This is a genomic window from Aminobacter sp. BE322, assembly GCF_050433525.1.
Taxonomy (GTDB): domain Bacteria; phylum Pseudomonadota; class Alphaproteobacteria; order Rhizobiales; family Rhizobiaceae; genus Aminobacter.
Map to the genome: position 1 here is coordinate 36,422 of NZ_JBNPXB010000022.1, position 23,339 is coordinate 59,760.

The following is a 23,339-nucleotide window of genomic DNA, read 5'->3' on the forward strand; positions in this document are numbered from 1 at the left end:
TCGGGATGCAATAGGCTCTGGGGCTTGGCGCGAGCGCCTGTTGCAGCGCATAAAGCCGACATGAACCCGCTCACCCGCAAGCCAGACCTGCAGCATAGCCACAGGCTCCGTCTCAACACCCTGATCCGCCTGCGCTGGCTGGCGATCGTCGGCCAGAGTATCACCGTGGTGGTGGTCGCCTACGTGCTGGAATTCCCGCTGCCGGTCAGCCTCTGCTTCGCGCTGATCGCCAGCTCCGCCTGGCTCAACCTCCTGCTTGCCTTCCGCTATCCGGCCACCCACCGGCTCCGGCCGATCGCCGCCTTCGGCATCCTCACCTTCGACAGCCTGCAACTCGCCGGGCTGCTCTACATCACCGGCGGCCTGTCCAATCCCTTTTCGCTGCTGATGACCGTGCCGGTGGTCATCTCGGCCACCTCGCTGCCGCTGCGCCTCACCGCCGTGCTCGCCGGCCTCGTCATCGCCATGGTCAGCCTGCTCGCCTTCTTCCATCTGCCGCTGCCCTGGTACAAGGGCATCGTCCTGGCCATGCCCTTCATCTACACCGCCGGCATCTGGATCGCCGTGTCCTGCTCCATCGCATTTACTGCCATCTACGCCTTCCGCGTCGCCGAGGAGGCGCGCCTGCTCGCCAATGCGCTCGCCGCGACGGAGCTCGTGCTGCAGCGCGAGCAGCACCTGTCGGCGCTCGACGGCCTCGCCGCCGCCGCCGCCCATGAGCTCGGCACGCCGCTCGCCACCATCACGCTCGTCGCCAAGGAGATGGAGCGCGCCCTCGGCAAAGATCCGAAATTCGGCGAGGACGTCACCTTGCTGCGCAGCCAGAGCGAGCGCTGCCGCGAGATCCTGAAGCGCCTCACCAGCCTGTCGTCGGAAGGCGAGGAGCATCTCGCCCGCCTGCCGCTCACCTCGCTGGTCGAGGAGGTCACGGCGCCGCACCGCGACTTCGGTATCGCCATCAAGCTGGACCCCGGCGAGCGCATCGGCCCGGAGCCCGTCGGCCACCGCAACCCGGGCGTCATCTACGGCCTCGGCAACCTGGTCGAGAACGCGGTGGACTTCGCCCGCAGCCGCGTCACCATCCACTGGAGCTGGGACGACGAGGAAGTCACCTTCAGCATCATGGACGACGGTCCGGGCTTCCCGCACGACATCATCGACCGCATCGGCGAGCCCTACATGTCCACCCGCCAGGGCGCCGAGCCGGGCGGCGGCCTCGGCCTCGGCCTGTTCATCGCCAAGACCCTGCTCGAGCGCTCCGGCGCCGAGATCAGCTTCACCAATTCGAGCGGGCCGGGCGAGGGCGCCGTTGTCGAGATCTCCTGGCCGCGCGCCGTGTTCCTCAATCCGGCGCCGGCCGGGTCGACCATGTTCGACACCGCCTGAGCCGGCGGACGGGCGCTTTCACGGGCCTGGCATTGGACATCCGGGCTTTGCACCTATATCTGCGTGGAAAACCATAAGGACGACTGGGATCAAGGACAAAAAGGATAAGATGTGATGACCACCCAGGACATTGCAGGCGGGCTGCCGGGCGAAGACCACTCCCTGCTTCTCGTCGACGACGACAAGCCGTTCCTCACGCGCCTGGCGCGCGCCATGGAAAGCCGCGGCTTCGCCGTCGACACGGCCGAAAGCGTCGAGGAGGCGGTCGCCAAGGTGCGCGCCAATCCGCCGGCCTATGCGGTGGTCGACATGCGGCTGGGCGACGGCAACGGCCTCGACGTGGTGTCAGCCATCCGCGAGCGCCGCGAGGACACCCGCACCGTCATCCTCACCGGCTACGGCAACATCGCCACCGCCGTCACTGCGGTGAAGCTCGGCGCCATCGACTACCTGTCCAAGCCGGCCGACGCCGACGACGTCTTCGCGGCCCTCACCAATTCGGGCGGCGAGCGCGCGGCCCCGCCGGAAAACCCGATGTCGGCCGACCGCGTCCGCTGGGAGCACATCCAGCGCGTCTACGAGATGTGCGAGCGCAACGTCTCCGAGACCGCGCGCCGCCTCAACATGCACCGCCGCACGCTGCAGCGCATCCTCGCCAAGCGGGCGCCGAGATGACGGGTAGGGGAGTAGGGCAGTAGGGGAATAAGGGAATAAGGCAGTGACAGCTCTGCCGCCCGTCCATATTGCCCTACTCCCCTACTCCCCTACTCCCCTACTCCCCTACTCCCCTACTCCCCTACTCCCCTACTCCCCTACTCCCCTACTCCCCTACTCCCCTCTCTACTCGCTCTCCCCCTCCAACACCGGCACCGCCACCCCCGCCAGTTCCGCCGCCAGCAGCCGCGCCGCGCCGGCGCGCGCGATCCTCAGCATCAGCGCCTTGCGTGTCGCTGCAGCCAGGCGGTGTTCCGGCGCCTCGCGCATGATCTCGGCGCCGTAGCCGTCCGAGAGGATGAAGCCGCACTCCTCGGGAAAGATCTCCGCCGGCACGTCGGGATGCGTTGCGAAGAAGAAGCGGTCGGAATGCAGCCTGTAGTCCGGCCATTTGCGGTCGGTGCGGAAATCCTCGATCGACGACTTGATCTCGATGATCCAGATGTCGCCCTGGCGCGTCAGCGCCACGAGGTCGGCGCGCCGTCCGGTCGCCAGCGAAAGCTCGGGCAGCACATGCGCCCCCATCTGTGACAGCAGGCGCTGCACGCCGCGCCGCACCAGCATGGCGCGGTCCGACTGGCGTCCGTCGACGAGGGGATTTTGGGCAAGCGGCGAAATGATCGGCATGCTCCGATCATGGCATCATTTGTTCACGTTTTGAACCCATTGGGTGTTGAATCGCTCGGGCAGGCCGAGGGCGCGGTCGACCTGTCAAATGACTGCCGCGTAGTGCCGGAGCTCGGCCACGGTTTTGGTCAAGCCTTGCCGTTCAAGGGTGTCGAGGTATTCGCCGGAGGTCTTTTGAGGGTTCTTCAGGCGTGCGCGACAGCGCTGTGCAGCCACGACTACCGCCGCGGCATTTATCTCGCAACGGAGCCGGGTATAGAACACAAGCGTCTAGAACGACGGTGTAGCTGGACCTCTTAATAACCCATCCCCAATTCTTGCGCTTGGGCTGCCAGTTCGTCAATCGCCCTCTGACGCTCATCGTCGGCAGCTTTGCGGAATGCCTCCAGATCCTTGAATTTCACCCTTCGATGTGTTCCGACCATATGAAATTTGAGCTTGCCTCCTTCGAGCAGCCGCACAAGATACGGACGCGATACGTTTAGATAGTCGGCTGCCTCTTGAGTGGTGAGCTCGGCATGGATTGGGAAGAGAGTTACCGCATTCCCCTGTGCCATCTCGGTCAACAGATGATACAGCAATTCGCTTACGGCCTTAGGCAGCCGTAGCGTCTCTCCGCCGTCTACCTGGACACGCAGTTCGGCACCTTCCTGTTTGGCGCGCGAAAGATGACGACTGGCCTGTGCAGCTAATTCGGCATCATTGGCCGACGGCAATATCGGTCGTTCGAGCAACGTAGCCATGGTCGTGTTTCCTTATGTAGGCCAAATATAGCGCCGTGAGCCACTAATCGCAATATTCGCAACAATCGCATTAAACGAAACGAGTAGCATGCCAGATGGCGCCAGACTTCGGCAACTTCCTCAACTCCGCCTCGCTGCCTGCGCCCGTCTTCCCGTCCTGCGTGTTGCCGAAATGCCATAGCTTCCACCTTAGTTAAGGTCGCAGCGGCAATGGGCGCTCGCGAGGCTTGGCAAGCAAAATGCCGGACCGTTAAGAATGGTGGCGGAAATGAGGCCGAATCGGCCTGGGCGTCGCTCCTTTCGGGAATCCAGCATGCGCTTGAAATTCTCTGCAATCGCCGCCGCACTGGCGCTTTCCGCCACACTCGCGGGCTGCTCGACCGACGGCGTGTCGCGCATGTTCTCCAACGACTACGGCGCCCGCGTCGATGCCGGCTACCAACTGCCGACCATCCCGATCAGCAAGGTGCCGCGCCAGTTCCACCGCCAGATCGTGCGCTACGAGACCGACGAGAAGCCGGGCACCATCGTCGTCGATACCGGGCAGAAGTTCCTCTATCTGGTCCAGCCCGAAGGCAAGGCGATCCGCTACGGCATCGGCGTCGGCCGCGAGGGCTTCGAGTGGCAGGGCACCGCCCGCATCGCGCTCAAGCGCGAATGGCCGGTGTGGACGCCGCCGCCGGCGATGATCAAGCGCCAGCCGGAACTCGCCAAATGGTCGGGCGGCATGCCTGGCGGCCCCAAGAACGCGCTCGGCGCGCGTGCCCTCTACCTCTACAACAAAGGCGGCGACTCCGGTTACCGCCTGCATGGCACGCCGGAATGGTGGTCGATCGGCAAGGCCATGTCGTCGGGCTGCATCCGCCTCATGAACCAGGACATCATCGACCTCTACAACCGCGCCGAGGTCGGCGCCAAGGTCATCGTGATCTAACCGCGAACCGTCCAGGCAACACGGACGTCGCAAACAAAAACCGGGCTCCAAGGCCCGGTTTTTTTGTTTCTGGGTTCCGTCGTGAGGCTGTTCCGGCAAGTCGCCCCGCCAGACATGTGGTCGGCGGCATGGAACTGACGGGCGGTATCAGGCCACCTGTTCGACCTGCTGCACTTCCGGGACGAAGTGGCGAAGCAGGTTCTGGATGCCGTGCTTCAGCGTCGCGGTCGACGACGGGCAGCCGGCGCAGGCGCCCTTCATGTGCAGGAACACGGTGCCGTTCTCGTAGCCGCGGAAGGTGATGTCGCCGCCGTCCTGGGCGACCGCCGGGCGAACCCGCGTGTCGAGCAGTTCCTTGATCGTCACCACGATCTCGGCGTCGGCCTGGTCGTAGAACTCCTCGCTGTCCGCCTGATGCGCCGCGCCTGCAGCGCTTTCGCGCGCCATCACCGGCGCACCCGACATGAAATGCTCCATGATCGAGCCGAGGATCGCCGGCTTGAGGTGCTGCCAGTCGGGGCCGTCCTTGCTGACGGTGATGAAGTCGTAGCCGAAGAACACGCCGGTGACGCCCGGAATGTCGAACAGCCGGCCGGCCAGCGGCGAGGCGGCGCGCGCGCTGTCGGCGTCGCGGAAATCGGCGGTGCCGTCCACCAGCACTTCCTTGCCGGGCAGGAATTTCAGCGTCGCCGGATTGGGGGTCGCTTCGGTCTGGATGAACATGGCCATATCTCCATGGCCGCCGCGCCGGCGGACCTTCAGTTTGGAATAGTTCTAATTAGGCTCATGGCGGCCGACATTCAAGCCGCCGGCGCGCCTTGGCGCCAATATGTTGCGCCCGGCTTTTAGGCTAGGCTGTCGATGTCCTCGTCCGATAGGTTCTGCGGCACCACCGTCACCGGGATCGGGAAGGCGGCTGCCTTGCCGGCGATCGAGGCGACGAGCGGCCCCGGGCCTTCCTTGCCCGCGCCTGCCGCCAGCACCAGGATCGCGATGTCCTGGTCCTCTTCGATCAGCTTGTGGATCTCTTCGGCGGGCCGGCCTTCGCGCACCACCAGCTCCGGCTCGATGCCGAGGGTCTCGCGCACTTTCGATGCGTGGGTGTCCAGCGCCCCGTTGGCCGTCGCGGTGGCTTCCTCGCGCATGATCTTTTCCACGCCCAGCCAGTGCTGGAAGTCGTCCGGCTCGATCACGTAGAGCAGCACCAGCACGCCGCCGGTCGATCTCGCCCGCTTCGAGGCATAGGCCACGGCCCGCTCGCATTCCGGCGTCTCGTCGATGATCGCCAGGAACTTGCGCCGGTGGCCGGCTTCTTTGCTGAGGCGTTTGGAGACCATGTGCTACCTTATCGTGCGTGGGCGTTCCAGCGAGCAATCTGCCACCGGTGCCGGCCGCCCGCAAGCAGGCGGCACCGGGACGCTGTCAGTCGTCGAGCAGGCCGATGATCCGGCGCACGTCCTTCATCGTCGCCTCGGCGAGGACGCGGGCACGGTCGCCGCCGTCGCGCAGCACGCCGTCGATGTAGCCCGGATCGGCCATCAGGCGGCGCATCTCGCCGGCCACCGGCGCCAGCTTGTCCACCGCGAGGTCGGCCAGCGCGGGCTTGAACACCGAGAACTGCTGGCCGCCGAACTCCTTGAGCACGGCCTCCTTCGACATGTCGGCGAGACCGGCGTAGATGCCGACGAGGTTTTCCGCCTCGGGACGTTCCTTCAGCCCGTCGGTCTCGCTCGGCAGCGCCTCCGGATCGGTCTTGGCCTTCTTGATCTTCTTCGAGATCGTGTCGGCGTCGTCGGTCAGGTTGATGCGCGACAGATCCGAGGGGTCCGACTTCGACATCTTCTTCGAGCCGTCGCGCAGGCTCATGATCCGCGCCGCGGGCCCGCCGATGATCGGTTCGGTGATCGGGAAGTAGCCGTTCACCGTCTCCTCGCCCATCTGCATCTCGACGCCGAGGCCGAGCTGGGCGATACGCGCCGAGAAGTCGTTGTTGAACTTCTGGGCGATGTCGCGCGTGAGCTCCAGATGCTGCTTCTGGTCGTCGCCGACCGGCACGTGGGTCGCCCGGTAGAGCAGGATGTCGGCCGCCATCAGGCTCGGATAGGCGAGCAGGCCGAGCGAGGCGTTCTCGCGGTCCTTGCCGGCCTTGTCCTTGAACTGCGTCATGCGGTTCATCCAGCCGATGCGCGCCACGCAGTTGAAGATCCAGGCGAGTTCGGCGTGCTGCAGCACGCGCGCCTGGTTGAAGACGATGTGCTTCTTGGGATCGATGCCGGACGCCAGGAACGCCGCGGTGATCGAGCGCGTCTGGCCTTCGAGGTCGTCATGGACGAGCTGCGCGGTCAGCGAATGCAGGTCGACGACGCAATAGATGCAGTCGTTTGTCTCCTGCAGGGCGACGAACTTGCGGATGGCGCCGAGATAGTTGCCGAGATGGAGATTGCCGGTCGGCTGGACGCCGGAGAAGACGAGGGGTTTGAAGGCGGTCATGATTGATCCCGTGGCTTGTGGAGGGCCGTTTCGCGCGCGGCGAAATGCGAGTGGCGCTTATGGACGAAGGCGCGGGAACGGGCAAGTGGCGTCAGCGCGCCGTACCGATCGAGGCGACCAGCCCCGCGAGGCGCCCAAGGAGTCCGCTCCACCTCGACGGCGCGATTTCGATCTTGGCTACGCCCAGTCCGGGGCGTTGCGCTGTTGGCCGCTGCAGCTTGTTGAGGCGCAGCTCCAGGACCGTGTAATCGTTCGGCTTGAGCTGCGCCTCGAACGACGCCTTGGCCCTCCAGAGATTGCCGCGCCGCCGCAGCCGGCCGATCCGCGTTTCTGTCGGAACGCCGTCGACTGACAGTCTCAGGGATTTCAGTGCCTCCGGGTCGCGATGCCAAAGGCTCAGCCGAACGGCGACCGGCTCCGAAGCCTTGAATGGCACGAGCAGCTTGGGCCGCGGATTGCAGCCGACCCAGCGTATCCATTCGCCGTCACCCGCATTGGGCAGCCAGTCCAGCGCCCTGGTGTGGTTGTCCTGTCGGATTATCTCCGGCCCCAGCAGCGGCTTGAGTTCCGGCCTGACAACGCCCCTGTTTCTGCCGTTGAGCTCCGCCAACTGCCCCTTCGAGTAATTGTCGAAGCTTGGAAACCGTGCTGTCATGAAGGTGCCCGATGCCTTCGATTTTGCCAGCTCGGACGCCACATAGCCTGCATAACCCGGCGAACTCATGCGGCGGAGCATGCGCGCCTGTTCGTCCGAAGCCTGTTTCAGATAGTAGAGGTAACGGTGGCCGGCGGCGAACTTGTGCACCGTCATGCGCTGCGTGGAGGCAAACCGCATGCCCGCGCCTGCGGCACGCAGCTGGAATTCCGCGTCGACCGGGGGAACTATGTCCGCCGGAGCCCGCCATTTTCCTATCCGGTCGACGACGTCGACCTTGTGCGCAAGGCTCGACGGCGGAAAGAAATGCTCCGAGGCGGCCCGGCTGTCATCGAAGATGCCCGTGACCAGGCGAAAGCTGCTGGCACGTGGTCCATGATAGATGGTCCCGCTGACCGCAAAATCCGCCGTCGGGTCGCTCTCGAAGCATTCGGCCAGCGCCGAGAGGTGGTTCGGTGCCCAGACGTCGTCGTGCCCGAGATAGGCGATGTGGCGCCCAACAGCGCGGGCAATGCCTTCGTTGTTGGGAAAGGACTGGCTGCCGCCTCGCTCCGGCAGGTTGAACCACTTGATCTTCGGCGAGCCGACAGATGCCACCGTTTCGGCAGTGTCGTCGGTGCATGCATCGCCGATGACCAGCAATTCGAAGTCCTGTAGGCTTTGGGCCAGCACGGACCGTATCGACGGAAGGATGTGGCGGCCGCGATTATAGGCAGCCATGACGACCGAGAAGGTTGGCACGCTAGACAAATCGGTAGGGTATGCCCGGGTGATCATGACGCAGGCGCGACTTGTCGGGCGTGGCCGGGTCGTAGGCATTGGTCGGCATGTTGATGAAGGAGGCAACCGTGGAGCCTCTGTTGTGCACGCCGTGGATGACATGGGGTGGGATGGTCAGCAGCACCTTGTTCACGGCGCCGACATCCAGAACATTGAGCTTCTTGTATGTCGGGCTGCCCTTGCGCAGGTCGTAGAGAACGACCCTGATGTCGCCATTGGTGTAGGCGAGCCGGTCTGATTGCCGTCTGTGGTAGACCCAGGCCCGAATCGAGCCGGCCTCGGCGGACACCCAATAGACATGCGGGACTGGCGCGACCGCCTCGCGCAGCGAGGAGAGCAGCACTGTGAGGTCGCCGCGCTCGTCCGATCTAGTCCTGAGCCGCTGCAGGCGCACGCCGTCAATCAGGTCGGCGCCAGGGACATCGTCCAATAGGGGCGCATCCTCGGTCCACGGCTCGTCTTCGACGAAATCTTCGAGCGACAGCGTCTCCATCTATCTTCCCCCCGGACGAAGCAGCACGGCATTCCGTCTCATACATTCTCGCAGGTGGTAAGACGAGCCTCTATTCTTCTGGGGGCACGCGGGATCCGGAGTTGCTTTTGTCACGCCTGACGTTCCGCCGGATCATGCCGATGTCGGCGCCGCCGATGGCGAAGGCGACGGCGAAGTAGACGACCATCGCCCCGAGCACGAGCGCGAACAGCGCCGTCGCCTGCGTGTAGAGCGGGACGCTCGAGCCGAGCCACGGTCCGGCGGCGTCTGCGGCGAACCACAGCGCCCCCGCCATCGCCGCGGCGGACAGGACCAGGCGGGGGATACGCCGCATAAGGCCGGCATCGCGGCCCCAGTGGCCGCGCCGCACCAGCACGACGAGCAGCAGGCCCGCATTGACCCAGCCGGCGAGCGCCGAGGCGGTGGCGATGCCCGGCGCGCCCATCGAGGGGAAAAGGATCAGCGCGGTGGCGATGTTGACCGCCACCGAGATGGCCGCGAAGACCATCGGCGTCCGGGTGTCCTCGCGGGCGAAATAGCCGGGCGTGAAGGCCTTGATCAGCACGAAGGCCGGCAGGCCGAGGCCGAATATGGCGAGGATGGACGACACGACCTCGGTGCTTTGCGTGCCGAAGGCGCCGCGCTCGTAGAGCACCCGGATGATCGGTTCGGAGATCACCAGCAGTGCCGCCGCCGCCGGCAGCGTCAGGAACAGCGTGAACTCGACCGAGCGGTTCTGCAGGTTCGAGGCCTCGACCATGTTGCCGGCCTTCAGCGCCCGCGCCAGCTCCGGCAGCAGCACGATCGCCACCGCGACGCCGACCACGCCGAGCGGCAGCTGGTAGATCCGGTCGGCGAGGTTGAGCGACGACACCGCGCTGTCCTGGCCCGAGGCGATGGCAGTTCCGATCAGCGTGTTGATCTGGGTGATGCCGCCGGTGATCGCGGCGGGCAGCGCCAGCCACAGCAGGCGCTTGACGTTGGCCGTCAGGCGCGGCCGGCGCAAGCCGATCGAGACGCCGGCGTGGCGCACGGCGATCCAGACGATGGCGAGCTGCACGATGCCCGCCGCCAGCACGCCCCAGGCGAGCGCATAGCCCACCTTCAGCCCGTCATGGCCGTTGTACCAGGCGTTGGCCAGCACCCCGACCAGGATGATGTTGAGGAACACCGGCGCCACCGCCGCGGCGAAATAGCGGCGCAGCGAGTTCAGCATGCCCGCCATCATCGCGCCCAGAGACATGCAGATCAGGTAGGGGAACATTATCGTGGCGAGCGCGACGGTCAGGTCGTACTTGCCGGCATCGTCGGCGAAGCCCGGCGCCACCACGAAGCGCACGATCAGCGGCATCGCCAGCTCCATGGCGATGGTCAGCACCAGGAGGGCGGAGAACAGCGCGCCGAACACCTCTTCCGAGAAGCGCTTGGCACCCTCGACGCCATTGGCCTCGATCTCCTTGGCGAAGAGCGGCACGAAGGCGGCGTTGAAGGCGCCTTCGGCAAACAGCCGGCGGAAGGTGTTGGGGAACTGGAAGGCGGCATAGAAGGCGTCCGCCACCGGCCCGGTGCCGAGGGCGGCCGCCATCAGCATCTCGCGGGCGAAGCCCAGCACCCGGCTCATCAGCGTGCCGGACGCGACCGTCGCGAATTTTCTTACCAGTGACATGGGGTGCGACGGTGCCTTGGAAATTGGGACGTGAAGATGGCCGCGCTCATTCCGCGGCCGCTGCCTTGGTTCTGGCGCGCTCGTGGGCGGCGCCTTCCATCGTGGCGATGAGGCGGGCGCGGATGTTGTCGAGCCGGGTCGGGTTGTCGATCTTCTGGCCGGTCAGGTCGGTCACGTAGAAGGTGTCGATGACCTTCTCGCCGAAGGTGGTGATGTGCGCCGAGGCGATGTCGAGCGACAGGTCCGAAAGCGTGCCGGTGATCTCCGAGAGCAGGCCCGGCCGGTCGAGGCCTTCCACCTCGACCACCGAGAATCGGTTCGACAGCGCGTTGCGGATCTCGGCCCGCGGCTGGATGCGGAAGGTCTTGTGGCCGCGCCTGGGCTTGGTCCGCTTGGCGATCATTTCCGGCAGCCAGGCGCGGCCCGAAAGCACGTCCTCGATCAGCCCGCCCACCCGCTCGGCGCGGCGGCGCTCGTCCTCGTCGCGGTCGAACTCGCGCGAGATCAGGATGATGTCCAGCGCGCGGCCGTCGGCGGTGGTGAAGATCTGCGCGTCGACGATGTTGCCGCCGGCGGCGGCACAGGCGCCGGCGATCACCGAAAGCAGGCGCGGGTGGTCCTGCGCCAGCACCGTGATCTCGGTGACGGCCTCGAACTGGCGCGTCCGCGCCATGGTCGACAGCTGCTTGCCCGCCTCGTCGGCGGCGCGGATGAACTCGGCGTGCCGCTTCTGGTCGTCGAGGTCGACGGTCAGGAGGTAGTTCTCGTAGTGCAGCTTGACGTATTTCTCGCGCGCCTTCTCCGGCCAGGCCTCGAGTGCCGCCGCGAGCGTGTCGCGCGCCGCGGCCGTGCGTTCGGCCCGCGACAGCTCCGAGAAGCCGCCGGTGAGCAGCAGCTCGGTCTCGTAGTAGAGCGTGCGCAGCAGCTGGCCCTTCCAGCCGTTCCACACCCCGGGGCCGACGCCGCGGATGTCGCACACCGTCAGGATCAGCAGCAGCTTGAGCCGTTCCACCGACTGCACCACGTCGGCGAAGTCGTCGATGGTCTTGCGGTCGTTGAGGTCGCGCGTCTGCGCCGTCATCGACATGGCGAGATGGTTCTCGACCAGCCACGCCACCGTCTCGGTGTCGGACGGCGAAAGCCCCATATGCGGGCAGATGCGGCGCGCGATCTTGCCGCCGGCTTCCGAATGGTCCTCGGGCCGTCCCTTGGCGATGTCGTGCAGCAGCACCGCTACGTAGAGCACTTCGCGCTGCTTCTTCAGCCCGCCGATCAGCGAATGGCTGAGCGGGTGGATCTTCTCGCCGTCGCCGTGCTCGATCTCGGAGAGCACGCCGATGCAGCGCAACAGATGCTCGTCCACCGTGTAGTGGTGGTACATAGAGAACTGCATCATGGCGACGATCTTGCCGAAGTCGGGGATCAGCCGTCCAAGCAGTCCCGCCTCGTTCATGCGCCGCATGTTGAGCTCGGGATTGCGGTCAGAGGTCAATATGTCGAGGAAGTAGCGGTTGGCCTCCTCGTTGCGGCGCAGCCCCCTGTCCACCAGCCCCAGCGAGCGGGTCAAAAGCTTCAGCGCGTTGGGGTGCAGCTCCAGCCCATGCCGGTCGGCGAACCAGAAGAAGCGCAGCATGTTCACCGGGTCGCGCTCGAACACCTTGTCGTCGGCGACGTTGATGCGCTGGTTGTCGATGATGAAGTCGCTGGTGCCGGCGAGCTTGCGCCGCCGCCGCGTAAATCCCTGCAGCAGCCCGTGGAAGCCCGGCGCGTCCTTGGCCTGCTCCTCCTCGAGTGCCGCGCAGAAGATGCGGGTCAGGTCGCCCACTTCCTTGGCGACGAGGAAGTAGTCCTTCATGAAGCGCTCGACCGCCGACAGGCCGGGCTGCGTCGTGTAGCCGAGGCGTTCGGCGATCTCGCGCTGGATGTCGAAATGCAGCCTTTCCTCCGGCTTGCCGGTCAGGAAATGCATGTGGCAGCGCACCGCCCACAGGAAGTCCTCGGCCTCGACGAACTGGCCGTACTCGCCCTCTTTGAACACGCCCTTGTCGACCAGCTCTGCGCCGGTGCGGACCCGGTAGTAATATTTGGCGATCCAGAACAGCGTGTGCAGGTCGCGCAGGCCGCCCTTGCCGTCCTTGATGTTGGGCTCGACCAGGTAGCGGCTCTCGCCGGACTTGGCGTGGCGGCCGTCGCGTTCGGCGAGCTTGGCCTGCACGTATTCGGCGCCCGTGTCCTTGACAAGCTCCTTGTCGAAGCGTTCGATGAGCTCCTCGCAGAGCTTCTTCTCGCCCCAGACGTAGCGCGCCTCCAGGATCGCCGTGCGGATGGTGATGTCGGTGCGCGACAGCCGGATGCACTCGTCGATGTTGCGGGTGGCGTGGCCGACCTTCAGCCCCATGTCCCACAGCATGTAGAGCATGTATTCGACGATCTGCTCGCCCCAGGGGGTCTGCTTGTAGGGCAGCAGGAACAGCAGGTCGATGTCCGAGCCCGGGGCCAGCGTGCCACGGCCGTAACCGCCGACCGCCACGATCGCCATGCGCTCGGCGCGCGACGGGTTCTTGGCCCGGTACACATGGGTTACGGCGAAGTCGTAGAGGACGCGGATGATCTCGTCCATGAGGTGCGAGATGCGCGTCGCGCAGGCGGTGCCGCCCTCGTCCTCCATCAGCATCCGTTCGGCGACGCTCTTGCCGGCGGCGATCCGTTCCTTGAACAGCACCAGCGCCTTGGCGCGGATCGCCGGATCGGTGCCGTCTCCGCCCGTCGCCGCGGTCAACGCGGTGAGTTCGCGGCGCAGTTCGTCCGCGTCGATGAGCTGATCGAGCTTGAGCGGAATGTTCGTCATGTGCCTCGGCTGGCCTCGCCCTTGAGGCCGCGTCTATAGCGCGATTTTTTCGCCATGGGTATGGCCCCTCGCCCTGCGGCGAGCCTGGCGGCAGGATGGCGCGTTGACCTTCCACCTACTGGAGACATTATGCTCGATTCGGCAACAGGAGCGTGGATTTTACTTATGAATGAACATCACCAGCACCACGGACATTCTTCGAAAGGCACCGAAGCGGCGCAAGATGTGATTCGTGATCCGGTCTGCGGCATGGTCGTCGACCCGGCCGCCGGCAAGCCGACGCTCGAGCGCGAGGGCCACCTGTTCCACTTCTGCAGCGCCGGCTGCCGCGACAAGTTCGTCAAGGAGCCGGAAAAGTACATCAGCGCCACCGATCCCGTCTGCGGCATGGGCGTCGACCGCTCCAGCGCCAGGAATTTCCTCAAGCACGAGGGTTCCAGCTTCTATTTCTGCTCGCCGGCCTGCGAGGGCAAGTTCAAGGCCGAGCCGGCCAGGTATCTCGGCGGCAAGCCAGCGGCGCAGGCCGCGCCCACGGGCACGCAGTACACCTGCCCGATGCACCCCCAGATCATCCGCGACAAGCCGGGTTCCTGCCCCATCTGCGGCATGGGGCTCGAACCGATGATGCCCACCGGCGAGGAGGGGCCCAGCCCCGAGCTGGTCGATTTCACCCGCCGCTTCTGGATCAGCGCGGCGCTGTCGATCCCGCTGGTCATCGTCGTCATGGGGGCGATGGTCGGCCTGCCCGTCCGCGAATGGATCGGCGAGCGGGTCACCGCCTGGCTGGAGCTCGTGCTCGCGACGCCCGTGGTGCTGTGGGCGGCGCTGCCGTTCTTCGATCGCGGCCTCGATTCGTTCCGCAACCGCAGTCCCAACATGTGGACGCTGATCTCGCTCGGCGTCGGTGCGGCCTACGCCTACAGCGTCGTCGCCACGCTCTTCCCCGGCCTGTTCCCGGATCAGTTCCGCACCCATGGCGGCTCGGTCCCTGTCTATTTCGAGGCGGCAAGCGTGATCGTCACGCTGGTCTTCCTCGGCCAGGTGCTGGAGCTCAGGGCGCGCGAGCGCACCGGCTCGGCCATCCGCGCCCTGCTCGACCTCGCGCCCAAGACAGCGCGCCGCATCGCCGATGACGGCAGCGAAAGCGAGGTGCCGCTCGAGGAGGTTCTCAGCGGCGACCGCCTGCGTGTCCGCCCCGGCGACAGCATCCCCGTCGACGGCGTCGTGCTCGAAGGCCGCTCCTCGGTCGACGAATCGATGATCACCGGCGAACCGGTTCCGGTCGAGAAGGTCGAGGGCGAGAAGCTCACCGGCGGCACGCTCAACAAGAACGGCTCGCTGATCATGCGCGCCGAGAAGGTCGGCGCCGACACGGTGCTGTCGCAGATCGTCGACATGGTCGCCAAGGCGCAGCGCAGCCGCGCCCCCATCCAGGGGCTCGCCGACCTCGTGTCGTTCTACTTCGTCCCGACCGTGGTGCTCATCGCCATCGTCTCCTTCATCGTCTGGGCGCTCGTCGGTCCGCAGCCGAGCATGGTCTTCGCCATCGTCTCGGCGGTGGCGGTGCTGATCATCGCCTGCCCCTGCGCGCTCGGCCTCGCCACGCCGATGTCGATCATGACGGCCACCGGCCGCGGCGCCCAGGCCGGCGTGCTGATCAAGGACGCCGAGGCGCTCGAGCGTTTCTCCAAGGTGAGCACCCTCATCGTCGACAAGACCGGGACGCTGACCGAGGGCCGCCCGCAGCTGACCGACGTGGTCGTCGCCGACGGCATGGCCGAAAATGAGCTGCTGGCGTTGGCCGCCGGCCTCGAAAAGGGGTCTGAGCACCCGCTCGCCGAGGCGATCGTCGACGGTGCGGGCCAGCGCGGCGTCGCCGTGCCCGAGGCCCAGGACTTCGAGTCGGTCACCGGCAAGGGCGTCACCGGCACGGTGTCGGGCCGCAAGATCGCGCTCGGCAACGCCGCGATGATGACCGATCTCGGCCTTGACATCGCCGGCCTGTCGGCACGTGCCGATGCGCTGCGCGCCGAGGGCAAGACCGCCATGTTCGTCGCCGTCGACGGCAAGCCCGCCGGGCTTGTGGCCGTCGCCGATCCGATCAAGGCGACCGCGGCCGAGGCCATCCGCAACCTGCACGACCTCGGCATGCGCATCATCATGGCGACCGGCGACAACGCCCGCACCGCCAAGGCGGTCGCGCAGAAGCTCGGCATCGACGAGATCCGCGCCGACATGCTGCCCGAAGGCAAGAAGGCGCTCATCGACGAGCTGCGCGCCAAGGGCGAGGGCGTCGCCATGGCCGGCGATGGCGTCAACGACGCGCCCGCGCTCGCCGCCGCCGATGTCGGCATCGCCATGGGCACCGGCGCCGACGTCGCCATGGAGAGCGCCGGCATCACGCTGGTCAAGGGCGACCTGACCGGCATCGTCCGGGCGCGGCGCCTGGCCCAGGGCACGCTCCGCAACATCAAGGAGAACCTGTTCTTCGCCTTCATCTACAACGTGCTCGGCGTGCCGATCGCCGCCGGCGTGCTCTACCCCATCACCGGCACGCTTCTGTCGCCGATGATCGCCGCCGCCGCGATGGCCCTTTCGTCCGTCTCGGTCATCGGCAATTCGCTGCGGCTGCGCAGTCTGAAGCTGTGATGGAGCCTATCCGGCTCCCGGGCGTTTGGACTGGTTCAACGAGGAGACTGTAATGACGTTAGTACGAAACACCGCGCTTGCCCTGTCGGCGGCGACGATCGTCGGCCTTGCCGCGGTCGGCACCGGCTATGCCCAGATGGACCACAGCGGCATGAACATGAGCGGCATGGCCGCACCGGCGGCGAACGGCGCTGCGACAGAGGCCTACAAGGCGGCCATGGACAAGATGCACGAGACCATGACGTCGATGGAGTACTCGGGCAATGCCGATGTCGACTTCGCCCGCAGCATGATCCCGCATCACCAGGCCGCCATCGACATGGCCAAGGTCCAGCTGGAGAACGGCAAGAATCCCGAGATGCGCAAGCTCGCCGAGGAGGTCATTGCCGCCCAGGAGGCCGAGATCAAGCGCATGGAAGCCTGGCTTCAGGCCAACCCGCCCATGTAAGCTGGGCGGGATCGGCCCAGGAAAGGAACCCGTCATGCCCATTGCCACCACCACGCTTCCTTCCGGCGAGTTGGTACCGGTGCTCGGCCAGGGCACCTGGATGATGGGCGAGGACCGGCGCAGGGCGGCCGATGAAGTGGCCGCCCTCAAGCTCGGCATCGATCTCGGCATGACCCTGATCGATACCGCCGAGATGTATGGCGACGGCGGCTCCGAGGAGATCGTGGCCGAGGCGATTGCCGGCCGCCGCGAAAAGCTCTTCCTGGTCAGCAAGGTGCTGCCGAGCAATGCCTCGCATGGCGGCGTGCTGCGGGCCTGCGAGGCCAGCCTGAAGCGCCTGCGTACCGACCGCATCGACCTCTACCTGCTGCATTGGCGCGGCGGCGTGCCGCTCGCCGAGACAGTCGCCGCCTTCGAGGAGTTGCGTCGGGCGGGCAAGATCCGCCACTGGGGCGTGAGCAACTTCGACACCGAGGACATGAAGGAGCTCGAAAGGCTCCAGGGCGGGCGCAACGCCCAGGCCAACCAGGTCCTCTACAACCTCACAAGGCGCGGCATCGAGTTCGACCTCCTGCCGTGGTGCCGCGGCCGCGGCATGCCGGTCATGGCCTATTCGCCGGTGGAGCAGGGCGAACTGGCGAGCGACCGGGGCTTGCGCGGCATCGCCGCCCGCCACGGCGTCACCCCGGCGCAGGTCGCGCTCGCCTGGGTGCTGGCCCAGGACGGCGTCATCGCCATCCCCAAGGCCGGCCGACTCGAACATGTCCGCCAGAACGCCGCCGCGCGCGACATCCGCTTGACGCCCGAGGACATCGCCGAGCTCGACGGTCTCTTTGCGCCGCCGGCGCGCAAGCGGCCGCTGGAGATGATTTGACCGCCAGCCCTTCTCAGCTCGCCAGCGCCAGGTCCGGTCCGCCGGCCTCGGGGATGGCCAGGCGCGGCGCGATCCCGACATAGCGGGCGCCGAAGGGGCGGGGCGGGGCGATGCCGAAGCCCTGGCCGTAGTCGATGCCGATGCTGCGCAGGGCCGCGGCGATGTCGTCGTTCTCGACGAACTCGGCGATCGTGCGCTTGCCCGTCACCTCGCCGATGTGGTGGATCATCTCCACCATGGCGCGGTCGATGCGGTCGACCAGCATATCCTTGACGAAGCCGCCGTCGATCTTGAGATAGTCCACCGGCAGGGCCTTGAGGTAGCTGAAGGAGGACATGCCCGAGCCGAAATCGTCGAGCGAGAAGCGGCAGCCATGCGCCTGCAGCGCCTTGATGAAGCGGGCCGCCGCGTCGAGGTCGGCAATGGCGCTGGTTTCGGTGATCTCGAAGCAGATCGTCGACGGCGCGACCCCGCTGCGCGCGAACTGCTCGAGCGCGTAGCCGACGAAGCTTTCGTCGCCGAAGCTCGCCCCCGACAGATTGATGGCGCAGGTGGCGATGGGATCGGAATCGCCGGCCCTGGCCTGGGCGGCCAGCGTGTCGAGCGCCGAGCGCACCACCCAGCGGTCGATCAGCGGCATCAGCCCGTAGCGCTCGGCCGCCGGAATGAACGCGCCCGGCGGCACAATGGCGCCGTCGGCGTCGACGAGGCGGACCAGAAGCTCGACATGCGCGCCGCCCTCCGCACGTCCGGCCTGCAGCGGCACGATCTCCTGGGCGTGGAGGCGGAAGCGGTTCTGCTCCAGCGCCTCGCGCAGCCGCTGCACCCAGGCCATCTCGCCCAGCCGGTGCTCGAGTTCGGGGTCGCCGATCTCGCGGAACTGCACCTGGTTGCGGCCGTTGTCCTTGGCCAGGTAGCAGGCGACGTCGACGCTGCGCAGGATCTCCTCCAGCGACAAGGTCGCGTCCGAAAGCCCGACGACGCCGATGCTGGCGCTGGAATTGAAGGTGCGGCCGTCCCACCCGAAATGCAGCTCCTCCACGGCGCGGCGCAGCCGCTCGGCCGCCGCCGTCGCCGGCTCTCTCGGGCAGTTCTCCATCAATATTCCGAATTCGTCGCCGCCCAGCCGGGCCAGAAGGTCGCCGTGCCGCAGCTGTTGTCCGAGCACGGTGGCGATCTTGCGCAGGAACTCGTCGCCCGCCGCATGGCCGCAGGTGTCGTTGACCACCTTGAGCTGGTCGAGGTCGAGATACATCAGCGCATGCACCGCCGGCCGCTTGGCCAGGCCGGCGAGCGACGCCTTGAGCCGCGTTTCGAACTCGCGCCGGTTGGCGAGCCCGGTCAGCATGTCGTGCGTCGCCTGCCACGACAGCCGCGCCAGGAATTCCTGCTCCTTGGTCCGGTCGTGGAACACCAGCACCGCGCCTGTGACCTTCTGCCCGACATAGAGCGGCGACGCCGCGAGCGACACGGCCACCGTCGACCGATCGGACCGCACCAGCTGCTGCGGCACGCCGCTGCCGTCATAGGGCTCGCCCGCCAGCACGCGCTCGATCAGCCCCTCTTCCTCCTCGCCGGTCTCTTCCCGGACCAGCCGGAACAGGCGATCGAGCGGCGCGCCCCGCGCCGCGTCGCCGCGCCAGCCGAGCAGCGCCTCGGCCGCATGGTTCATGTAGTCGAGACGGCCCGCCGCGTCGGTCGAAATCACCGCCTGGCCGATCGAGCCGAGCGTGATCTGGGCCCGCTCGCGCTCCGCGTTCAGCGCGCTTTCGAAGGCCTCGCGCTGCTCGAGCAGCCTGCCGGTGCGCCGCGTGGCGAGCAGGATCAACAGGCTGGCCGTCAGCGCGTTGACGCCGAGCAGCAGGCCGGCGATGGCGCGCGAGCCGCGCCCGAGCGACTGCGAGAATGCGTCGGCCAGCGGCGTCGTCTCGTCGTTGAGGCGGTGGATTCTGAGCTTCCAGTCGGCGCTCCGGGCGGGCGAGACCTGTCCGGCGGCGAAATCGGCGTGGATGGCTTCGCCGAGCGCTGCTATCTCCTGGATCTTGGGATCGGCATCGACCCAGCGCTGCACGGCGTTGGACAGGTAGCTCACGTTCCGGAAGTTGAGGAACAGCCAGATCAGCGCGGGAATGTCGTCCGGGTGGTTGCCGGCGCGCCGGAAGCCGTCGACGGCGGCGCCGTAGTCGCGGTCCGCCCGCTCCATGGCGCGCCGCGCCTCGCGGTCGGCGAGCGGCACGGCGATCGCCTGCCGGAAGTGGTCGAAATAGTCCTGGTCGCCGGTGTCGGCATAGAGCGTCAGGTAGTAGATGGCGTCGCGCTGGCCCTTCGACCACGCGCTTTCCCCCGCGACATAGGCGCGGACCGCCGACAGCATGTAGAGGCTGGCGCCGGCGATGATCGTCTGGACGAGCACGACGACGATGAAAGGCCAGAGCAGCCCGAACAGCCTGAACCTGGATCTGGTGTCGTTCTTCGTGTTCACATGTACTGCGAAACGAACTCGCCCCCCGGCTTCTCGTTTCCGCACTTCTTGCGGCAATACTTGCAGTTGCTACGTGAACAGGCTTTAAGATTCCCTTCACGGAAAGCTTCGAGTTGCTGCTGCCGTGTCGAATCCTACCGGTCCCATGGGCTGGATCCGTCGACGCGACTCCCATCCCGTGCGACGGTCCGGCCTCGGCGGCAAGCGCCCGGAAGTGCCGGCGGAGGAACGAACATGCGAATTCATTCGGACCTGGTTTGTGGGGGCATCGGCTGATGGCGCCGGTCAGGATCGATCCCGAAAAAATCCGCGAGTTCCGCGACGCCGCGAGCTTCTACCAATGGCTCGCCGCCAACCACGACAAGGCCGACGAGGTCTGGATCAAGGTCCACAAGGTCGCCTCCGGCCTGCCGTCGATCACGCCCAGGGAGGCCATCGACGTGGTGCTGTGCTGGGGCTGGATCGACGGCATCCGCAAGGGGCTGGACGAGACGAGCTTCCTGCAGCGCTACTCGCCGCGCGGCCGCAAGAGCGTGTGGAGCCAGATCAACGTCGACAATGTCGCGCGCCTCATCGCGGAGGGCCGCATGACCGGGCACGGTCTTGCTCATGTCGCCGCCGCCAAGGCCGACGGCCGCTGGGACCGCGCCTATGCCTCGGGCAAGGACATGAAGATCCCCGACGACCTCCAGGCCGCCATCGACGCCGTGCCCGAGGCCAAGGCGATGCTCGGCAAGCTCAGCGAGCAGAACCGTTTCGCGCTCGCCTTCCGCGTCCACAACATGAAGACCGAGGCGGGCCGCATGAAGAAGATCGCGACCTTCGTCGACATGCTCAAGCGCGGCGAGACCATCTATCCGCAGAAGATGAAGCCGTGACCGGCCCGCATTTCCGGCTTCAGGCCGGGTCGGGAAACAGGTTGGCGGCCATGAAATCCACGAAGACGCGCACCTTCGGCGACAGGTAGCGGCTCGTCGGCCACAGCACCCTGAATGTGCCGGTCGGCGCGAGGTGGTCGTCGAGCAGCATTTGCAGCCGGCCGTCCGCGATCTCGGCCGCAACTGCGAAGGGTGGCAGGCAGGCAATGCCGAAGCCGCACTCGGCGAGGTGGACGAGCGGCTCCAACGTGCTGGCCACATGCGTCGTCGGCAGGTCGAGGCGCAGCTGCCCGCCGTCCCGCAGCAGCGGCCACGGCTCCAGCTTGCCGGTGCTCGGATAGCGATGATGCAGGCACCTGTGCTGCACAAGGTCTTCCGGCACCAGCGGTGTTCCCGCCGCCGCCAGATAGTGCGGCGCAGCCACGATCCGGTGCCGGAACGTGCCGAGCTTGCGGCTCATCAGCCTGGTGTCGCGGACCTCGCCGGTCCTGATCACGGCATCGAACCCTTCCTCGATCACGTCCACCAGCCGGTCGGTGAAATCGAGGTCCACCGACACCTCCGGATAGGCCCGCATGAAGGCCGAGATGGCCGGCATCAGCAGCATCCCGGTCAGCGGCAGGCTGACCCGCAGCGGCCCGCGCGGTTCGTTGTTGGCGCTCGACAGTTCCGCCTGCACCGCATCGAGTTCGGCCAGGATGCGCCGGCACGCGTCGAGAAACACGCTGCCTTCCTGCGTCAGCGCCATGCTGCGCGTCGAGCGATGGAACAGCCGCACCCCCATGTCCTTTTCCAGGCGGGCCACGGCCTTGCCGACCGCCGAACTCGACAGGCCGAGCCTTTGGCCCGCCGCGACGAAGCTGCCGCCCTCGGCCGCCTGCACGAAGACATCGAGCGATCCGAGCCTGTCCATGCTGCCTCGATTGCGGAAAAGATTGCCGGTCTGTAGCGAATACCGGACCATTTATCCGATATCCTTGCCCCGATATCCAGTCGTCGTGCGGCAGGCAAGCCGCTTCCCAGCGACACAGGAGTTTCAGTTGGACAAGAAATTCGCAGCCGGCTTCACCGACAAGCCGCAGCCGACCACCTTCGTCGTCAATGTCATCCACGCCCGTCCCGGCCGGCAGGAGGAAGCGTTCCGGCTGATCCAGGACGTCGTGCACTACGTGGCCGAGCGCAAGGAGGGCTTCCTCTGGAGCAACCTCGCCAGGAGCACCGACGGCAAGACGGTGGTCAACATCGAGGCCATCCAGGGGGCGGGCAACGTCGACGAGTTCTTCTCGGACCCGGCCTTCGTCGAGAAGTTCCGCAAGCTCGACGCCGTCTCGTCGAGCGAATTCCACGTCTACACCGTCGACGACCTGGTGATGCCGAAGCGCGCGGACAGGTAAGGCCCAGGCTCGTGACATTGCGTGCCCGGCAGGGGTTCTGCCTCGCCGGGCACCGGCACTTCATTGCGGCGGCCTCAGATGGCTGGGGTCGGCCGTGTCCGGGCTGGACGCGTCTCACGCCCTGTAGAGCCTGAGCGGCTTGGTCGCCTCGCGCCGAAGGGTGCCGGCCCCGACACGATCGACGCGACCACCCGGTTGTCCTCGACGTTTCCATTGCGCACCAGCTTGCGCACGAAGCCGTCGACGTGTCGAATGTCGGGATCTCCAGCACGTCCGACCCCAGCCGGAACCGGTGCTTGCCGATCGTGGGCAGCCCCTTTGGTCGCGCATCCTCTCGCCCGGCATCAGCGGCATGAAGCTGCTCGCTTTGAAGGCGATCGCCAAGATCTCGTCGCCGGCGGCATAGTCATGGGTGACGGTTGCGGTGGTCAGCCCGGTGCGCAGCACGGTGGTCGTGTGGCGTTCCTGAAAACGACCACGTCCCAGCCCTGCATCTTCATCGACCCGCCGGCGGCAAACCTCGTCCGCGTCACCGCCTCGACAAGCGGCGACGACCACCCCTCCAGTGTCACGACCTCATACATGTTTGCCGCCGCTCTTCTCGCGAGGGCAGCGTCGCCGGAGTTGCGGGGGATGCAAGGATTGCTCGCCGGGCGTTATGTCCAAAAGAACCGCCGAGTCAGGAGCCGTGAGTCCGACAAAAATACTGCATGGCAATTAGGCGCAAATCCACTTAGGCTAACTGCACCAGTCCTCTTTCCGGAGTTTGCGTTCCAATTCGCGTTGCGACCGGCAGGACGAATGCCATGCTGTGCAGGGCTTCGTTTACCAGTTTTTGAGAGGCTCAGTATGGCTGAAAGTTGAGCTAATGGCGCGAAGTGACCTACTACTCTCTATTGTTCGGGCAGGCGCTGAAGGCGATCAAGCAACCTTGCGTGCTTCAGTGGAGGCGCTGGTAGCCGAAGAAAAGTCCAAACAGCATAACATCTTGGCCGACCGCCTTCAGCGTGTGATAAGCTCGGTACCTGCGGTCGGTAAGCTGGAGGCCCGGCAGCCGCTCGCGCCAGGTCGCGACATCATCCTTGAAACTGTCCCGCAGCGCCAACTTTCCGAACTCATTTTGCCACTCCCAGTCACCGAGCAGGTGCGAAATTTGGTTGAGGAGCAAAGCAGAGCGGACCTTCTAAGAGTCCGTTTGGAAAGTCAGGGATGGGCATTCCGGCGTAGGAGGTTGCCGCCCATGGCGACGAGGATCATGGCCTGGGAGACGTCAATCCG

The 23,339-nt window shown here is 66.3% G+C and carries 21 protein-coding genes; 8 read left to right on the plus strand and 13 right to left on the minus strand.

The window, feature by feature from the left end; genetic code table 11:
* Window positions 1-60 precede the first annotated feature (60 nt).
* Together J2X50_RS22140 and J2X50_RS22145 are read left to right on the plus strand one after the other, a co-directional pair.
* Window positions 61-1,386 carry an ActS/PrrB/RegB family redox-sensitive histidine kinase gene (locus J2X50_RS22140; protein WP_429098111.1) on the plus strand — a complete coding sequence of 442 codons (1,326 nt, stop codon included), beginning with the start codon at window positions 61-63 and terminating at the stop codon, window positions 1,384-1,386.
* A gap of 114 nt (window positions 1,387-1,500) precedes the next feature.
* Window positions 1,501-2,061, plus strand: a complete 561-nt coding sequence (locus J2X50_RS22145) for an ActR/PrrA/RegA family redox response regulator transcription factor (protein ID WP_429098113.1) — start codon at window positions 1,501-1,503, stop codon at window positions 2,059-2,061.
* A 165-nt stretch (window positions 2,062-2,226) separates the two neighbouring features.
* Here the strand turns inward: J2X50_RS22145 and J2X50_RS22150 are convergent, their stop codons facing one another.
* Both J2X50_RS22150 and J2X50_RS22155 read right to left on the minus strand, forming a co-directional pair.
* Window positions 2,227-2,727: an MmcB family DNA repair protein gene (locus tag J2X50_RS22150; protein WP_429098115.1), complete on the minus strand. Its 501-nt coding sequence runs from the start codon at window positions 2,725-2,727 to the stop codon at window positions 2,227-2,229.
* 296 nt (window positions 2,728-3,023) lie between these two features.
* Window positions 3,024-3,470, minus strand: a complete 447-nt coding sequence (locus tag J2X50_RS22155; protein ID WP_429098117.1) for a helix-turn-helix domain-containing protein — start codon at window positions 3,468-3,470, stop codon at window positions 3,024-3,026.
* 313 nt (window positions 3,471-3,783) lie between these two features.
* Between J2X50_RS22155 and J2X50_RS22160 the strand changes: the two genes are divergently transcribed.
* Window positions 3,784-4,404: a L,D-transpeptidase gene (locus tag J2X50_RS22160; protein ID WP_429098119.1), complete on the plus strand. Its 621-nt coding sequence runs from the start codon at window positions 3,784-3,786 to the stop codon at window positions 4,402-4,404.
* Window positions 4,405-4,551: 147 nt separating this feature from the next.
* Here J2X50_RS22160 and J2X50_RS22165 read toward each other — a convergent pair whose 3' ends face one another.
* From J2X50_RS22165 to J2X50_RS22195, 7 genes are all read right to left on the minus strand, one after another.
* Entirely contained in the window at window positions 4,552-5,127 is a 576-nt protein-coding gene (locus tag J2X50_RS22165) for a NifU family protein (protein WP_429098121.1), read from the minus strand.
* A 122-nt stretch (window positions 5,128-5,249) separates the two neighbouring features.
* Window positions 5,250-5,741, minus strand: coding sequence for a universal stress protein (locus tag J2X50_RS22170; RefSeq protein WP_347968501.1), 492 nt, complete (start codon window positions 5,739-5,741; stop codon window positions 5,250-5,252).
* Between the two features lie 85 nt (window positions 5,742-5,826).
* Complete coding sequence (trpS, locus tag J2X50_RS22175; protein ID WP_429098123.1) at window positions 5,827-6,894, minus strand: tryptophan--tRNA ligase; 1,068 nt, start codon at window positions 6,892-6,894, stop codon at window positions 5,827-5,829.
* Between the two features lie 91 nt (window positions 6,895-6,985).
* Complete coding sequence (locus J2X50_RS22180; protein WP_429098125.1) at window positions 6,986-8,326, minus strand: glycosyltransferase family 2 protein; 1,341 nt, start codon at window positions 8,324-8,326, stop codon at window positions 6,986-6,988.
* On the minus strand, window positions 8,292-8,822 hold the full coding sequence (locus J2X50_RS22185; protein ID WP_429098127.1) for a dTDP-4-dehydrorhamnose 3,5-epimerase family protein: 531 nt from the start codon (window positions 8,820-8,822) through the stop codon (window positions 8,292-8,294). Before J2X50_RS22185 ends, J2X50_RS22180 begins: the two co-directional genes overlap by 35 nt.
* A 70-nt stretch (window positions 8,823-8,892) precedes the next feature.
* Entirely contained in the window at window positions 8,893-10,488 is a 1,596-nt protein-coding gene (gene murJ, locus J2X50_RS22190) for a murein biosynthesis integral membrane protein MurJ (RefSeq protein ID WP_429098129.1), read from the minus strand.
* Between the two features lie 46 nt (window positions 10,489-10,534).
* On the minus strand, window positions 10,535-13,336 hold the full coding sequence (locus tag J2X50_RS22195) for a [protein-PII] uridylyltransferase (protein WP_429098131.1): 2,802 nt from the start codon (window positions 13,334-13,336) through the stop codon (window positions 10,535-10,537).
* 165 nt (window positions 13,337-13,501) lie between these two features.
* Here J2X50_RS22195 and J2X50_RS22200 point away from each other — a divergent pair, with 165 nt between their 5' ends.
* From J2X50_RS22200 to J2X50_RS22210, 3 genes are read left to right on the plus strand one after another with little or no spacing between them, the layout of a single operon-like run.
* Entirely contained in the window at window positions 13,502-15,985 is a 2,484-nt protein-coding gene (locus J2X50_RS22200) for a heavy metal translocating P-type ATPase (RefSeq protein ID WP_429098133.1), read from the plus strand.
* Window positions 15,986-16,037: 52 nt separating this feature from the next.
* The gene (gene copM, locus J2X50_RS22205) at window positions 16,038-16,433 is read left to right on the plus strand and encodes a CopM family metallochaperone (RefSeq protein WP_429098135.1); all 396 of its coding nucleotides are present in this window, start codon (window positions 16,038-16,040) and stop codon (window positions 16,431-16,433) included.
* A 34-nt stretch (window positions 16,434-16,467) separates the two neighbouring features.
* On the plus strand, window positions 16,468-17,307 hold the full coding sequence (locus J2X50_RS22210; protein WP_429098136.1) for an aldo/keto reductase: 840 nt from the start codon (window positions 16,468-16,470) through the stop codon (window positions 17,305-17,307).
* A 13-nt stretch (window positions 17,308-17,320) separates the two neighbouring features.
* Here J2X50_RS22210 and J2X50_RS22215 read toward each other — a convergent pair whose 3' ends face one another.
* On the minus strand, window positions 17,321-19,789 hold the full coding sequence (locus J2X50_RS22215) for an EAL domain-containing protein (RefSeq protein ID WP_429098138.1): 2,469 nt from the start codon (window positions 19,787-19,789) through the stop codon (window positions 17,321-17,323).
* A gap of 275 nt (window positions 19,790-20,064) precedes the next feature.
* Here J2X50_RS22215 and J2X50_RS22220 point away from each other — a divergent pair, with 275 nt between their 5' ends.
* Complete coding sequence (locus tag J2X50_RS22220) at window positions 20,065-20,667, plus strand: YdeI/OmpD-associated family protein (protein ID WP_429098140.1); 603 nt, start codon at window positions 20,065-20,067, stop codon at window positions 20,665-20,667.
* A 19-nt stretch (window positions 20,668-20,686) separates the two neighbouring features.
* On the opposite strand, the gene J2X50_RS22225 is transcribed toward J2X50_RS22220, so the two are convergent.
* Entirely contained in the window at window positions 20,687-21,580 is an 894-nt protein-coding gene (locus tag J2X50_RS22225) for a LysR family transcriptional regulator (RefSeq protein ID WP_429098142.1), read from the minus strand.
* Between the two features lie 127 nt (window positions 21,581-21,707).
* Between J2X50_RS22225 and J2X50_RS22230 the strand changes: the two genes are divergently transcribed.
* A complete protein-coding gene (locus tag J2X50_RS22230; protein ID WP_429098144.1) occupies window positions 21,708-22,061 on the plus strand; it encodes an antibiotic biosynthesis monooxygenase in 354 nt (117 codons plus the stop codon).
* 428 nt (window positions 22,062-22,489) lie between these two features.
* Here J2X50_RS22230 and J2X50_RS22235 read toward each other — a convergent pair whose 3' ends face one another.
* Both J2X50_RS22235 and J2X50_RS22240 read right to left on the minus strand, forming a co-directional pair.
* A complete protein-coding gene (locus J2X50_RS22235) occupies window positions 22,490-22,645 on the minus strand; it encodes a hypothetical protein (protein ID WP_429098146.1) in 156 nt (51 codons plus the stop codon).
* A 356-nt stretch (window positions 22,646-23,001) separates the two neighbouring features.
* Window positions 23,002-23,229: a hypothetical protein gene (locus J2X50_RS22240; protein ID WP_429098148.1), complete on the minus strand. Its 228-nt coding sequence runs from the start codon at window positions 23,227-23,229 to the stop codon at window positions 23,002-23,004.
* Window positions 23,230-23,339: the final 110 nt, after the last annotated feature.